This window comes from Aureispira sp. CCB-E (genome assembly GCF_031326345.1).
GTDB lineage: Bacteria > Bacteroidota > Bacteroidia > Chitinophagales > Saprospiraceae > Aureispira.
Genome location: NZ_CP133671.1, coordinates 4,038,877 through 4,054,381, shown reverse-complemented (window position 1 = coordinate 4,054,381; position 15,505 = coordinate 4,038,877). Strand labels below are relative to the sequence as shown.

Here is a 15,505-nt window from a genome sequence, read left to right as displayed (position 1 = left end):
AACAATTAATACAACTCCTAAAACTCTACAATAAAAACTACTAATATGAATACGTTACTAACCGTTGCTATTATTTGTCCAAAATGCAACTCAAAAGCCTCTTACTTTTATTCAAAAGCCAACACATATCGTCAGCAAATAGTCCCTCAAGGAAAAGCTATCTGCTCCCATTGTGCTTATATCAATCCTAGTTTCCACTTCTCCAACAATTGCTATTATTATAAAATCCAAGTCAAAAATAGATTTCTCTACGCCCGAAATCGTGAAGGGCTTCAATCTATCATGACCTATTTCGAGCAAGATAAAAGAAGGATCTCAAACCCTGACTTAGATTTCCCTAAATTGTTTTATCAAAACAGGTTGGTAATCATTCAGCAAATAAAAAAATTACTAGATGCAGAACAAATCTAATGTTTACTTAGTATCCAACAAGGCATCTACATCATTTAAGTTTTCCAAAGCAAAATCCGTTGCTAAGTCAGTACACAAACAAGCATAAGCTGAACTTCCGCCTATTTCAAAAGTATTTAGATTCCAAACAGATTCAGTAGAAATGTCAGAGTTGTAAAAGTACGCAGTAGTGGCATCTTTGATGTCTATATTTAATAGTTGTCCTAACCCTGCACCATTTGCTTTTAAGATCGCTTCTTTTTGAGTCCAAAATTGATAAAACGTGTGCATACTTGTATCCCCTTGAATCGAAGCCCATTCTCTATCGTTAAAACAATGACGAAAATGTGCTCTCGCTATCTTTCTTGGATATTCTACATCCAGACCAATTTGTCCTGTTGGCGCAAACGCGCAAGCCACCAAATCTTTTGAATGGGAAATACTAAAAGACATTTCCTTCATCAATGGTTTGCCTTCTTTATTATAAACGATTTCATTCAAGAGCTTTTCAGGCAACCCCAACGCTCCTAAGGCTTTTTTTATCATTAATCGCCCCAACACAAAATTATAAGCATCCTGCGAAAATTGATATCGTAACGCTCGTTCCCTAAAATGCGCTGGCAAATTTATCAATAAATCTTTCAAGGAAATTTGAGTCTCGATTGTAGAAGATATGGCGTGGTAAACTGTAATCATTTCATGAATTTTAAAATATCTCAATTGGAACTTTCAGTAGAAAACATGGATGCTTCCCCAAATTAAGAACTTCGAGCAAGTTGCCCAAACAAGATGCTATATTTTAAAAACCAACATGGATTATAGTGTTGCAGTTGGGCAGCATTTTTTCAAATCCCAATTCTATTTTTTCTTTTAGTACTTCTTCGCTTATTCCAACCTGATTATTTATAGAGAATCGACCTAATTCTAATCTTTTAAGATGTTTTAATTGTTGCAATGGAGCACAAAGCGTAAAAACTCCATCTATATCTTCCGTTTCATTCAAATAATAAACACGATGTACTTCAAGCTCCTCCAATTGAGGCAATTGGTCTATATTGTTAAAGAAAAAGCCCCAGTCCAGTTGTAAATTTCCTAGCCTAAATACTTTCAAATTTGGCAATAATACAGGAATTCTTACTTGATGTTTTTGGTCACTGCCTTTAGCCCTAATCTCTTTCCCAATTACAATACGTTCAATAGAAGGGGTGTATTCTAAAAAATTCCAAAATGTTGTCGAATTAGTTATTTCACTAAATTTCCCCACCCATTCCATTGCTCGAATCGAAAAATCACCCAATTCTGCTGGCAAAACATCCAACGTAATTTTTTTATCAAAAAACAACACTTCGTTTCGAATGTAAAAGGATAAAGCCCTTCTTTTCACTGCTGGCGGAGCATTCTTAAGAATTAGCCCCAAATAAACAGCGTATCGCTCTGAATTAATCCTATCCTTTAACACATAATTGTACACATTTGCTTTATCTTCTTCTGTTCCATGCTCTAGTATAAAACGAATGCCTTCTTTGTTTTGAGCAAACGCACGTCTTGCAATTTCTAAAGGAGTCGTCCTAATAGGATCATCATAAGTTCCTGTTATTCTAGTAATAACTGGCAAATTACCCCATGGACGTTGGCTGTTGCTATCTGTCGGATCTCTAAGTGTCAATTCCAACAGGCAATTTGTTTTGAGATTAAAAAAGCTGCTAGGAATTTCATCCACATTTGCACGATAATCCATCATTCTACCAATAGATAGTTTCTCTAAGTTTGGAATTTGCGTAATAACTGTTGGGAATTTTTTAAAAGAATTATACCCCAAACTCAACTCTTTTAGCCTCGTCAAATTTGCCAACTCGTCAGGCAATACTTCTAATTTATTCCAGGCTAACTCCAACACTTCCAAATGTTCCAGCTTTCCAATATTTTTATGTATTTTTTTGACCTCGTTTGATCTAAGATTTAATTTTCGCAAAGACTTTAAATGATGGATTCCTGTTGGAAGAGACTTTATCTGATTGTAAGATAAGTTTAATTCTTTTAGATATGTTTCTTTTAATAATGCCTTTGGAATCTTCGTAATTGTTTTTCGTGATAATGTCAGTCCCGCTGCTTCTATTTTTGTTTTTAAAATAGGAGTAAGTTCATTTTCTGGTAATTCTGAAAATAAAAACTGAAATCCACTATCGTATTTATTATAAATAGCCAAAGCCATTTTTTTCGCTTCTATCGAAGGGCAAATTTTTGCAAAATTCTTAATATTTTTAGAAGAAGTTCGGCTATCTAAGTAAGCTCTACTTCTCAAAGCTTCCTTCAAACCAACAATGCGTTCGGCTACCGCATCCAGTAATCTCTTGGCTATACGACTATATGTCCGAACATCCATTTTATATATTGCAAATAGTTCAGAAACAAAATATTCAATATAATTTCCCTGCTGAATAAGTTCAAAAGCAATTTCCAGATTGCGTTCGTCAACGCTTAACAATAACTGTGATAGGTTTTGAAGTTCTTCTTTACTTAACATTTTTCTCTTTGGTTATTCCTTCCGTTAGCACTCGCCACAAGTTATCTATTTTTTTAACTAAAAAACAATCTTACAGTTAAATATTAAATTTTATCCCAATTAAAAGTATTTGCATCCATTCCGAAACACTTTTTAGTTCTTAATATCATCAGATAAGCGATGACTCCATTTTAGATACAATGCTCGAATTCGTTGCTGGCTATCAAACTTCATCTCCTCTAAAAGTCCCTTTTTTAATCCGTTATTCTTATACAGAGTAGTTAAAATCTCTTCTCGGCAAACCCCACAGTTTAGGCGGCTATACAACCTCTTCAGAGGTAACATGCATTCTTTGGTTAAATTAATTTTATAAATTGCTCTGTAGTGATAATTCAAATCATGCAATTCGTCCGAGCTCCATTTCTTTTGTAATATCTCATCTAACAACAGATGATCGCCTGATTTATAGTTGTACTTTAACAAAGGTAAATAAACTAAAATATCTTTCTTTTTCTTTAACCTCTCCAAGGCATAAGAACGAATCTGATCCGATTGGAACATAGCAAGTGCTTCTACCGCAGGAGCAATTAGTCGCTTAGGAGATTGTTTTTTTTGTTCCACAAAATCAAATAAAATCTGAGAATCCAGAGGAAATTTTCGTTTAGCAAAGAGTTTCAAATAACGTTCTTGAATTTTAAATTTTGTTTCTTTCATCAATTCCTCTGCTAACTTCTGCCACGTCTTGTCCTTTATTTCATCTACCCATGGTCCTGCCCAAAAGAAAGTAGCCGTTTGTATTTGTTTTTGAATGGCTTTATAGCCCAACTTTTTCTTCGTTCTTTTCCTCTTCTTAGAAGGTTTATTGTTCCGCTGCACACACTCCCAATACGTTTTGATAAAAGGATCTTGTAAACTTGCTCTCCTCAATAATTTACGTCCATTTAGTTTTGGATAAAGTTCATCAAACTCACTAATTAGCCCACCAAACTCTATTTCACTAGGTCGCTTTTTTAGGTACTTCCCTTTTAGTCTCGCCAAGCCTAAAAGGGCTTTTTTGCCAGCAATTCTAAGCAAAGCATTCTCCCCATTCCAATCATCTCCTTCAGCATATTCTTGCTTAAATCGCTCCCAAATAACCTCTCTTGCTCTTTCATTGCCGTCCTCTGTTGCTGCTAATGCTGCAATTTCATACAACTGAGTAAGCACATACCAATCATCTTGTTCCTTTGCCAGTTCTTCCAACACAAATTCAATCAAAGCATCTTTTTGGGGAGTACCACAAATTAGTTGATAATAATAATCCCCCCAAAATCCCTCGCATTGACCATCGTAACACATTCGCTGAAGCACATTTCTTTTTATTCTTTTGCTAAAATCAATATTAGGGTGCTCTAAAATAATTAGATATGCCTTCCCGATTCCGCACCCTATAGCTTTTCTAAACTTTTTATGAACACTCATTTATTATCTCACTCAAATGTAACAAAACCAATATTTTTAAACTCTCTCAAGATATTTTTTTGCTGTTCTGCCGTATATCGGTTTCCTCCCAAACTTAAAAAATTCAGAAATCTCAATGTTTTAAACTCCTCTGGAAAATCTTTTAATTCGTTATTATCCAAAATCAAGCTTTCTAAACTTAAAAGCTTTGGTAATGTTTTGGGAAACTCAACAAACAAATTATCACTCAAATCCACATCCGTTAAATTTTCCAAATCATCAAAATGCTCTGGCAAAATATCTAGCATATTATCCGCAAAATCTACATTTTTTAAAGAGTTCAACTGACAAATTTCTTTTGGTAATTCTGTCAAATCATTATCAAAGCAACTTAATTCTTCAATTACTTTCCAATTTTCTATACTCAATGGTAATTCCAACAGCGCATTGCTGCTCATATACAGCTTTCTGAGGCTTGGCAAATACCCAATACCCGCTGGCAAGGTGCTAATTTGATTATCACTAATATCTAGTTCCCTTAATTTTAGAAGCTGGCTTATATTTTCAGGCAATGCTTTTATCTCATTAAATGAAATATCTAAATACTCTATAGAAGCCAACAAACCTATATTTTTAGGCACTTCTAGTAAGTTATTTGAATTTAAATTCACACTTTTTAAAAGCTTGCACGAAGCAAGTTCATTGAAAAGCAATTCTAAATCAGGCTGTTCTTCTTGATCAACCAACGTCAAATACTCCAATTGCTTTAGATTCGAAAAAGTGCCTTTTTGTATAGGTACTTTCAACTCCGAAACTTCTAAAAAACGCAAAGAAGGCAAAGCTCCTAAATGAGAAAAATTAGATGACTCTCCCATAATGGAATGATAATTAGCAACGATACTTTCTAAGTTCCTTAACTTTTTAAAAGCTTCAGGAAGCAACACTTTATTAAAAGCCGAAAGTTCCAATTCTTGCAAATGAACAAGTTCCCCTATTTCTTGAGGCAGTTCACCTTGGAGACTTTCACTTGCCTCTAAAACTTCCAATTGTTTCAACTGATTAATATGCGTTGGAAAGGCAAATGCTGCATTATTGGCGACATTCAAATATCTCAACGTATTGTTTGTTTTTGATAACTTAGGAAGACTAAGTAATTTGTTCTCTGATAAGTTAAGTCCCCACAGCATTCCTCCAAACAATGTTTCAGGCAATTCTTTTAGTTCATTGGCACTCAAATATAAATACGTTAATTGGGGGTGATTTTCTATTAAAAAACCATCTAGATGCTTTAATTTATTTTCCCCTGCCAACAAAACCCTCAGATTCTTCAATTCTGCCAAATTATTCGGTAACTCAACTGAACCATTCCCTCCTATACTAAGATATTCTAAACTTCTAGGCAACATCAATTTTCCTAATTTAATTTTATTATCATTAAAATAGGCAACCTTAAGCTGATCCAACTTAGTCCAATCGCTTGGTATAGTTTTAATGGCATTAAATTCTATATTCAACAACTCTAGCGCTCTTAAATTACTAATAGAAACGGGGATTTCCTTTAAGCTATTTCCTTGAACATCTAAAAATAAAAGCTGTTGCAACTCTCCAATAGACTCAGGTAAGGTATGAATTTCATTGTATGCTAAATCCAATTTTTTGAGATTTTTTAGCTGACTAATTTCCTTGGGCACCACCTCTAAATCCTCTGATACGATAACCAATTTTTCCAATTTATTAAATTGAAATATCCACGACCAATTCTTCTCCCAATCTAATGTACCAACAAAATCCAGTTCCAATGTTTTTAGGTTTTTATGAGCAACAACGGCCGTTAAACTCGTTTTTAGATCCACCAACTCTAAAGTCTCTAAGGTAGCTACTTCTAAGGCTCGCTCCAAAACTGCCTGCTCATTAGCCAATTCGCTAAGCCTCAACGTTTGCAGCTCCTCCAATTTAGCAAATTCCTTTGGTAAGTTCTCCAAAGGGTTTTCTCGAAGCTCCAACACTTTTAATTTTTTGAGTTTTTTGATGCTTGGAGGCAATGTTTTCAGACGGTTATTACGCAAAGACAGTAATTCTAAGGCACTCAACTCTCCTATCGACTCTGGCAATGCAGTCAATGCCCCTGCATCGACCTGTAAACTCCTAAGTCCTTTAAGGCTTCCTATATTATCAGGGAGCACCCCCAATCTGTTATTACCAAGTATCAATGTTTCTAAATTAGACAATCCTTGCAGGTGCTCTATCGTCAACGACAAATCTACATACGACGTACTTATATTAAGTTTTTTGAGCTTTTTGAGTTCTTTAATATTAGAGGGTAGTACCTCAAACGAGCCTCCTTCCAAATCCAGTGTTTCTAATTCTGCCAATTGAGACAAATACCCCATCGCTTTCTCCCAATCAAACCTTCGATTCGTAATACGAACTATTGAAAGCTCTTTCAGTTGTTTTAATTGGTAAATTTCTTTTAAATTTTCTGGAGATTGCACGTTTTGGATACTCAGTTTTGTCAACATTTTTAGTTCTGACAATACCTCATAAATCTGCTTGTAGTTGGGTTCCTTCCCTAAGCTTAAGTGAAGGGCTGTTAGATTTTTAAACTTCTTGATTGTATTCGGTAGTTCTACAATTTCTTCATTGTACAACGTCAATTCTTCAATCGTCTCTATTGTTGCAATTTTTTCGATGGCACTTCGCCAATCAATCGCATCACTCTTAATACTAATTGACTTCAAGCCATCCAGTTTTTCTAAAAAAAGAGGCACATAATCTCCTAGTATATACGAATCGCAATAGTGCAGCTTTTCACAAACACCTTCCAAATACCCCACTCTCGAACTTCCCCACAATTCTTCATTACTCAATTGTTGCCCACAAAGACTATGACTCATCATTAGCAAAAAAGTAGCAACCCAAAGCTGAAACATCATTTTTATCATGGTTTTAAATGTTTAGTAATTCACCCCAAAATATAGAATACATTTTTTATCTCTCTAATTTAAAATTTTAATTCCTTAGTACACTGCTCATTTTCTAGTTTTTTTTAATAATCAATAAAGACACACTAAAAAGAGTTCGATCAAAACCTCACGCCCAGATGATCCTAGATGTGCTTATCTTACTATAAATAGAAATCATGCCAAGCGTTAATTTTATGTAAAAAACACCATTTAAAATCTTCAAAAATTGGAGATGTAAAAATTCTTTTATTTCTTTGTGGTACTGGCGGAACTAAAAAATTACCACTAGTGTTATAAAAGAAAAAATAAAACATGGTTGCTAGAGAAAAAATAATCGAAGTTGCTTCACTACTATTTGTAGAACATGGTGTTAAAAGCATCACGATAGATCGTATTGTCAAACAACTTCATACATCAAAACGAACCATTTACAAACATTTTGAAGATAAAACGGCTCTCCTTGAAGCTTGCTTAGCCAGTTATCACAAAGAGATACGCAAAGAAAATGATGACATTATCCAAGCCTCTGAAAATGCAATTCAAGCAATGGGGTACTTGCATCAACGCATTGTCTTTAGAGCCAGCCAAACAAATCCTAATTTCTTTAACGACATTCTTCATTACTACCCAGGTCTATTACAAAAGTCCTATCGAAATATGGGCAACTTTGCACATTCCGAACTAGAATACTTGGCTAAATGGGGTATTAAGGATGGTCTATTTAGGGAAGACATGGACATTCAAGTCACTAGCAAAACTGTATTAGCATTATTAGAAATGCTAAAAGATACCAATCGCTTCCCTGTAAGCGAATACAGCAAAGAACGCTTAACATTTGGGATTATGCTTCCCTATTTAAGAGGTGTTTGCACCGAAAAAGGAATACAACAACTAAAAATGCAAGAAGAACTTTTTAAAGTCTTGCTCTAAGTCCAATCCATTCATCTTATAGATATCATACCAAATCAATATAAAAATCAATGAACTTAAATAATTCTCTTAGAAAAACTCCAGTCGCCGTTATCGGTATGTCTTCGTTATTTGCAGATGCAAAAAACATAGAAGACTTCTGGAATAATATTATTCAAGCTAAAGATAGCATCACTGATGTACCTGAAGACCGTTGGCGAATAGAAGATTACTACGATCCAGACCCAACAGCTCCAGACAAAACATACTGTAAACGTGGTGGCTTTTTGCCAGACATTGATTTTAACCCAATGGAATTTGGTTTGCCTCCTAACATTTTAGAGGTAACTGATGCTTCGCAATTATTGGCTTTAATTGCTGCTCGTGATGCCTTTGAACATGCTGGATATGGCAAGAAATCTGCAAAATTCACCGCTGAAGTAAAAAGCAAAACTGGTGTTTTGCTAGGTGTTGGTGGCGGTCAAAAATTGATTACGCCTCTAACTGGACGTTTACAATATCCTATTTGGGAAAAAGCATTGCGTTCTTGTGGTGTTGCCGAAACCGATATTCCACACATTGTAGACAAAATGAAAAAAGCCTATATTGGTTGGAATGAAAACTCCTTCCCTGGTATGTTAGGAAACGTCATTTCAGGGCGAATCACTAATCGATTTGACTTAGGAGGTATCAACTCTGTTGTAGATGCAGCTTGTGCCGCCTCTTTAAGTGCCGTAAAAATGGCTTTAAGCGAATTAGTCGAAGGACGTGCAGACATGATGTTGACGGGTGGTGTTGACACGGATAACTCTCCTTTCATGTATATGTCCTTTTCTAAGACACCTGCTTTTTCCAAATCAAATGTTATCAGTCCATTTAGCGACAAAGCCGATGGTATGTTAATTGGTGAAGGCTTGGGAATGGTCGTATTAAAACGTTTGGAAGATGCCGAACGTGATGGGGATACTATTTATGCCGTTATTAAGGGAGTTGGAACTTCTAGTGATGGACGTTTTAAATCGGTTTATGCTCCTCGCCCATCGGGACAAGCTATGGCGATGAACCGTGCTTATGAAGAGGCAGGTTTTGAACCTAAAACAGTTGGCTTAATCGAAGCACATGGAACAGGAACCAATGCTGGAGATGCTTGTGAAATGACTTCTATGGGAATGGTTTTTACAGCCAACAATCCTGAAAAATCTCACATTGCGCTTGGAACTGTTAAATCTCAAGTTGGTCATACCAAGGCTGCTGCTGGTGCTGCGGGATTACTAAAAGTTATTTTAGCCCTACACCACAAAGTATTACCTCCAACCATCAATGTAGAGCAACCTACTTCCAAAGTAGATTTTAATAACTCTCCTTTATATATTAATACAGAAACTCGTCCTTGGTTGAGCAACAAGCACCCTCGACGTGCGAGTGTTAGTGCCTTTGGTTTTGGTGGTATTAATGTGCATATTGCCTTAGAGGAATATAAACCACAACCAGTTCAGAAAAATTATAGAATTCACGAACCGTATAAAACTGTTTTATTACAAGCTAACTCCGTTACCGAATTAAAAACATTGTGCCAAAGTCACCTAGAAAAACTATCTACGGTAGATGCAGAAATTGCCTTTTGGGAATTGGCTAATGAAAAGACAGATGTAGTGCCTAGTAATGCTGCTCGTTTAGGTTTTATTGTAACAGACTTAGAACAAGCAAAAGAATATTTAAAACTTGCTATTGATAAATTAGCTACTAGCGATCAAGCCTGGGAACATCCCAAAGGTGTTTTCTTCCGTCCGAATGGAATAAACACAACAGGAAAAGTAGTGGCACTCTTTTCGGGACAAGGTTCTCAATATGTTGGAATGGGACGCCAATTAGCAAATGCGTTTCCACAATTGCGCACGGTAATAGAACAACAAGATAAGCTATTTGCAAGCGACAATAAAGCCCCTCTTTCACAAACGATGTATCCTATTCCTGTTTTCAACAAAGAGGATGCTAAAACTCAATTATCAGCTTTAACTCAAACACAAATCGCTCAACCTGCGATTGGAACACTGAGCATGGGCATGTACAAAACGGTTCAAGATGCAGGCTTTAAAGCGGATTTTGTAGCTGGTCATAGCTTTGGTGAATTGACCGCCCTGTGGGCAGCAGGGGTATATAATGATCAAACCTTTTTAGCTTTAGCAAAAGCAAGAGGAGAAGCAATGGCAGCTCAAAGCCCTAATGCAGATGCGGGAACCATGCTGGCTGTAAAAGCAGATTACAACAAAGTTCATGCAGCTATTAAGCCCTTACAAGGAGTCACTATTGCCAATGTAAATTCCAACAATCAAATTATTTTAGGAGGGAGCAAAGCAGTGATTGCCAATGTTCAAGAAGTTCTAAAAAAACAAGGATTTACGGTGATTCCATTACCCGTTTCCGCTGCTTTTCACACAGAATTTGTAGAACACGCACAAAAGCCTTTTGCAGCGTTTGTTAACTTGCAAACTTTCCAAGCACCCAAAGTGCCTGTTTACTCCAATACTACAGCAACGCCTTATCCTAACAATCCTTCAGAGGTAAAAGAAATTTTGAAAGGACAAATTTTAAAACCTGTCTTGTTCAAAAATCAAATCGAAAATATTCACCAAGCGGGTGGACGCATTTTTATTGAATTTGGTCCCAAAGGAGTACTATCAAACTTAGTCAAAGATATTCTTAAAGACAAAGAGCATATTTCTTTGGCTATGAATGCCAATGCAAAAAAAGATAGTGACCTACAATTCCGTCAAGCGGTTCTACAACTAAGAGTTTTAGGTTTAGAACTAAAAGATATTGACCCGTTCAAGGCTCCTAGCACAAAACCAGCCCCCAAAACAAAAATGACTATCAATATGGGGGGGCACAACTATGTTAGTAAACCAACTCAAAAAGCTTACTATGATGCCTTAAATGATGGGTATCAAATTCAAGGTGGCAATGGAAAAGTGGTCGAAAAAATAGTTGAAGTTATAAAAGAAGTTCCCGTCGAAAAAATTGTAGAAAAAATCGTCGAGGTTCCTGTAGACAAAGTAGTTTATTCCAATCCAATTAATCAAGAAGAAGACGAAGAAATGAACAAAGAATTGATTGAAACGCTAAAAGCAACTGTTGAAATGGTAACATCTCAACAAAATAAGTCTTTAGAATTGTTCCAAAACTTTTTAAGTGAACAGAACAAGCAGTCTCAGATGTTATTACAAATGATGACGCAACAAATTAATTTCGCAAACCAGCCTAGTTTGGATGGCAATACACAAACATCTATTGCAGCTCCTAAGGTTGAAAAAATTGCAGCTCCTACGTTTCAATCGAATACTGTAGAGACCAACCAGCCCATCATTACACCTGCGCCAAAGGCAACAGCACCTGCTGCTACTATGCCAACAACAACAGATGTCAGTAGCTTAAGCACTAGCAAATTGGAAGAAATTTTGTTGACTGTTATCAGCGAAAAAACAGGCTATCCTACCGAAATGTTGGAACTAGACATGGATATGGAAGCTGACTTGGGTATTGACTCTATCAAGCGTGTTGAAATTTTTGGGGCGATGACTGAAGATTATCCAGAAGTATCTGGCGTTAATCCGCAAGAACTAACGGAATTGCGTACGCTTGGGCAAATTGTTGACTACTTGGCTGGTAAAGCTGGCGCTACTACTACGCCAACACAAACAACGACAACGTCTACAACAACTACCGTTGCTACTCCTGTTAACAATACGGTTACTACTAATACTAATAACGATGCTGGACTAAGCACTAGCAAATTGGAAGAAATTTTATTGACTGTTATCAGTGAAAAGACGGGCTATCCTACCGAAATGTTGGAACTAGACATGGATATGGAAGCTGACTTGGGTATTGACTCTATCAAGCGTGTTGAGATTTTCGGGGCGATGACTGAAGATTATCCAGAAGTGTCCGGCGTTAATCCGCAAGAACTAACAGAATTGCGTACGCTTGGGCAAATTGTTGATTACCTAGCTGGTAAAGCTGGCGCTACTACTACGCCAACACAAACAACGACAACGTCTACAACAACTACCGTTGCTACTCCTGTTAACAATACAGTTACTACTAATACTAATAACGATGCTGGACTAAGCACTAGCAAATTGGAAGAAATTTTATTGACTGTTATCAGTGAAAAGACGGGCTATCCTACCGAAATGTTGGAACTAGACATGGATATGGAAGCTGACTTGGGTATTGATTCTATCAAGCGTGTTGAAATTTTCGGGGCAATGACTGAAGATTATCCAGAAGTATCCGGCGTTAATCCGCAAGAACTAACGGAATTGCGTACGCTTGGGCAAATTGTTGACTACTTGGCTGGTAAAGCTGGCGCTACTACTACGCCAACACAAACAACGACAACGTCTACAACAACTACCGTTGCTACTCCTGTTAACAATACAGTTACTACTAATACTAATAACGATGCTGGACTAAGCACTAGCAAATTGGAAGAAATTTTGTTGACTGTCATCAGTGAAAAGACGGGCTATCCTACCGAAATGTTGGAACTAGACATGGATATGGAAGCTGACTTGGGTATTGATTCTATCAAGCGTGTTGAAATTTTCGGGGCGATGACTGAAGATTATCCAGAAGTATCCGGCGTTAATCCGCAAGAACTAACGGAATTGCGTACGCTTGGGCAAATTGTCGATTACTTGGCAGAGAAAGCAGGTAAAAAAAAAATCCTAGCCTAGAGGCTACAAAAACAACTGTGAAAGAAGATGTGACTGTAAAAACTTACCCAAAGAATAGTACAAGAACATCTTCCTTTCATGGTGTAGAACGCAACGAAATTGGTTTGAAGTACTTGCCCAAACCTGATTATTTGGAATTTACTTTGCCCGATACGCACGTTGCACTAATCACTAATGATGGTTCAGAACTAACACAACAAGTTATCCTCGCTTTAGAAAAAGAAGGTAATAAAGTAGTTGTTCTGAACCTTCATCAAGTGAAAAATCCTTCTCAACACAATAGTGTTACCCTTTCTTCAAACACTGATGAAGCCATTAAAGCTGCGATTGAAACTATACAACAGCAATATGGTGCTATAGGTACCTTCATTCATCTACACCCTCATTTTGAATTTCAAAATGGCAACTTTACACAGCATTTCGCAGTTGAAAGAGACCTCGTAAAAGCCATTTTCCTTATTGCAAAGCACATTCAACCTTCTCTTAATGAATTAGGGAAAACAAATCGCGCTAGTTTCTTGAGCATTACTCGTCTGGATGGGCAGTCTGGTCTAGGCAAACGTGGCAATACTTCTATTATTGGAGGTGGGTTAAATGGCTTGGTCAAATGTCTAAATCTCGAATGGTCTCAAGTGTATTGTAGAGCTGTTGATATTCAACCAGAATTAAATACAAAAACAATTACAGAACATATTATTAGCGAATTGCACGATCCTAATACTTCTGTTGTAGAAGCAGCAGTGAATGAAAATGGTAGAGCAATGCTTAACGCTGAAAAAGTAACGGTACAAGAACATCAAAAAATCGAAACAACTGTTAATGAAGATTCTGTCTTTCTAGTGAGTGGCGGTGCTCGTGGTGTTACGGCGAATTGTGTCATTGAAATGGCTAAAGCATTTCAAGCCAAATTTATTTTATTAGGGCGTTCTAACTTTGATTTTGAAATACCAGAATATGCTCAAAATGAATCGGATGATGGCACATTGAAGCGCTTGATTATGACCGATATGAAAAATAAAGGTTTGAAACCTAACTTGGCAGAGGTTAAAAAAATCTTTAACAATATTATTGCTAAAAAAGAAATTGATGCTACGATCCAAGCCATCCAAGAAAATGGTGGCAAAGCAGTTTACATAAAAGGTGATGTAACAGATGTTACGACTGTAAAACCTCAATTATTAGCCATCACCAAACGTTGGGGAGCTATTACAGGTGTTATTCACGGTGCAGGACGTTTAGCTGATAAGTACATTCAAGATAAAACGGAACAAGATTTCTTAAATGTTTTGACTGTAAAATTGGATGGTTTGTTGACCTTATTACAATGCGTTAATATTCACAAGCTAGACCACCTTATTTTATTCTCTTCTGTAGCTGGTTTTTATGGTAATGTGGGGCAAACTGACTACGCTATTGCCAATGAAATTTTGAGCAAAGCCGCACATTTATTTAGAACCAATCATCCCAATACACAAGTTTCAGCGATTAACTGGGGCGCTTGGGATGCTGGTATGGTTAGCGATGCCTTGAAGAAAAAATTTGAAGAAATGGGTGTTGTTCTAGTCAATAGCCAAGGCGGTCCTGCTATGATGGTAAATGAGATGAATGTTCAATATGCTAATCAACCTCAAGTTATTATCGGTGGCACTTTGCCTGCTGGCATTTCTTATACCGATGGTTCTTTGGAGACACACCGCATCCGTAGAAACATGACTTTAGCGGAGAATCCTTTTTTGATGCATCATGTTATTCAAGGAAATGCCGTTTTGCCTGTTGTTAATGCTGTTGGTTGGATGACCAATACTTGTGAACAAGTATTCCCTGATTTTAGAGTCCACCTTGTAAAAGATGCAAAGCTATTCAAAGGGATTGTTTTTGATGGTACAGAACCTACTGACTACATTATTGAACTAAAAGAGATTCAAAAAGATACCGATACAATTGTATTAGAAACGACCATCTTGAGTCAAGCTGCAAATGCAAAATTACCAACCTACCATTATAAAGCACAGGTTACTCTAGTTGCCAAGAAAAACAAACTAGAAGCTCCTAAATTTCAGCCTTCGTTAAGTAACACCTATACTCCTACTGATGGAGCTGTTTTATACGAAAATGGAGCGTTGTTTCACGATCAATATTTCCAAGGAATTGAGCAAATTATAGATTGGACAGAACAACAAATTATTCTAAAATGTAAAGCACCTCAAGTTCCCGCAAAGGATCAAGGACAATTTCCAGTAATTGGAGTCAATACCTTCTTTGCAGACATCCAATATCAAGGGATGGTTATTTGGGTACAACGTTATAATAACAATGCTAAATCGTTGCCTCTATCCACCGAATCAGCAACTGTTTATAAAACAGTTCCATTTGGGAAAGAACTTTTTGTGCACATAGAGATTGTTGAAAGCAACGAATTCAAAATGGTAGCCAATTGTACTACTTATGACGATGAAGGAAACGTTTACTTGTTTACAAAAAATGCAGCTGTAACTGTTTCTAAGGAATTGGAATGGTAAAATTGAACTGTTTTGGTGTGGAACACTTTATTCCACACCAAA

General features: G+C 36.6%; 8 protein-coding genes. 4 read left to right on the top strand and 4 right to left on the bottom strand.

Going from position 1 to position 15,505, the window contains the following annotated elements:
• Nucleotides 1–45 precede the first annotated feature (45 nt).
• Complete coding sequence (locus QP953_RS15695; RefSeq protein ID WP_309551695.1) at nucleotides 46–411, top strand: hypothetical protein; 366 nt, start codon at nucleotides 46–48, stop codon at nucleotides 409–411.
• A gap of 3 nt (nucleotides 412–414) precedes the next feature.
• Here the strand turns inward: QP953_RS15695 and QP953_RS15690 are convergent, their stop codons facing one another.
• The 4 genes from QP953_RS15690 to QP953_RS15675 all read right to left on the bottom strand — a co-directional run bounded on the left by QP953_RS15690 (nucleotide 415) and on the right by QP953_RS15675 (nucleotide 7,266).
• Nucleotides 415–1,086: a 4'-phosphopantetheinyl transferase superfamily protein gene (locus QP953_RS15690; RefSeq protein ID WP_309551693.1), complete on the bottom strand. Its 672-nt coding sequence runs from the start codon at nucleotides 1,084–1,086 to the stop codon at nucleotides 415–417.
• A gap of 103 nt (nucleotides 1,087–1,189) precedes the next feature.
• Nucleotides 1,190–2,914 (bottom strand): leucine-rich repeat domain-containing protein, encoded by a 1,725-nt coding sequence (locus QP953_RS15685; RefSeq protein WP_052593171.1) that lies wholly within the window; start codon nucleotides 2,912–2,914, stop codon nucleotides 1,190–1,192.
• A 132-nt stretch (nucleotides 2,915–3,046) separates the two neighbouring features.
• Complete coding sequence (locus QP953_RS15680; protein WP_309551691.1) at nucleotides 3,047–4,354, bottom strand: hypothetical protein; 1,308 nt, start codon at nucleotides 4,352–4,354, stop codon at nucleotides 3,047–3,049.
• A gap of 8 nt (nucleotides 4,355–4,362) precedes the next feature.
• Nucleotides 4,363–7,266, bottom strand: a complete 2,904-nt coding sequence (locus tag QP953_RS15675) for a leucine-rich repeat domain-containing protein (protein ID WP_309551690.1) — start codon at nucleotides 7,264–7,266, stop codon at nucleotides 4,363–4,365.
• Nucleotides 7,267–7,608: 342 nt separating this feature from the next.
• Here QP953_RS15675 and QP953_RS15670 point away from each other — a divergent pair, with 342 nt between their 5' ends.
• From QP953_RS15670 to QP953_RS15660, 3 genes are read left to right on the top strand one after another with little or no spacing between them, the layout of a single operon-like run.
• Entirely contained in the window at nucleotides 7,609–8,226 is a 618-nt protein-coding gene (locus QP953_RS15670; protein ID WP_052593165.1) for a TetR/AcrR family transcriptional regulator, read from the top strand.
• Nucleotides 8,227–8,276: 50 nt separating this feature from the next.
• Nucleotides 8,277–12,944, top strand: coding sequence for a polyketide synthase (locus QP953_RS15665; protein WP_309551688.1), 4,668 nt, complete (start codon nucleotides 8,277–8,279; stop codon nucleotides 12,942–12,944).
• A gap of 17 nt (nucleotides 12,945–12,961) precedes the next feature.
• A complete protein-coding gene (locus QP953_RS15660) occupies nucleotides 12,962–15,463 on the top strand; it encodes an SDR family NAD(P)-dependent oxidoreductase (RefSeq protein ID WP_309551687.1) in 2,502 nt (833 codons plus the stop codon).
• The last annotated feature ends 42 nt before the right edge of the window (nucleotides 15,464–15,505 follow it).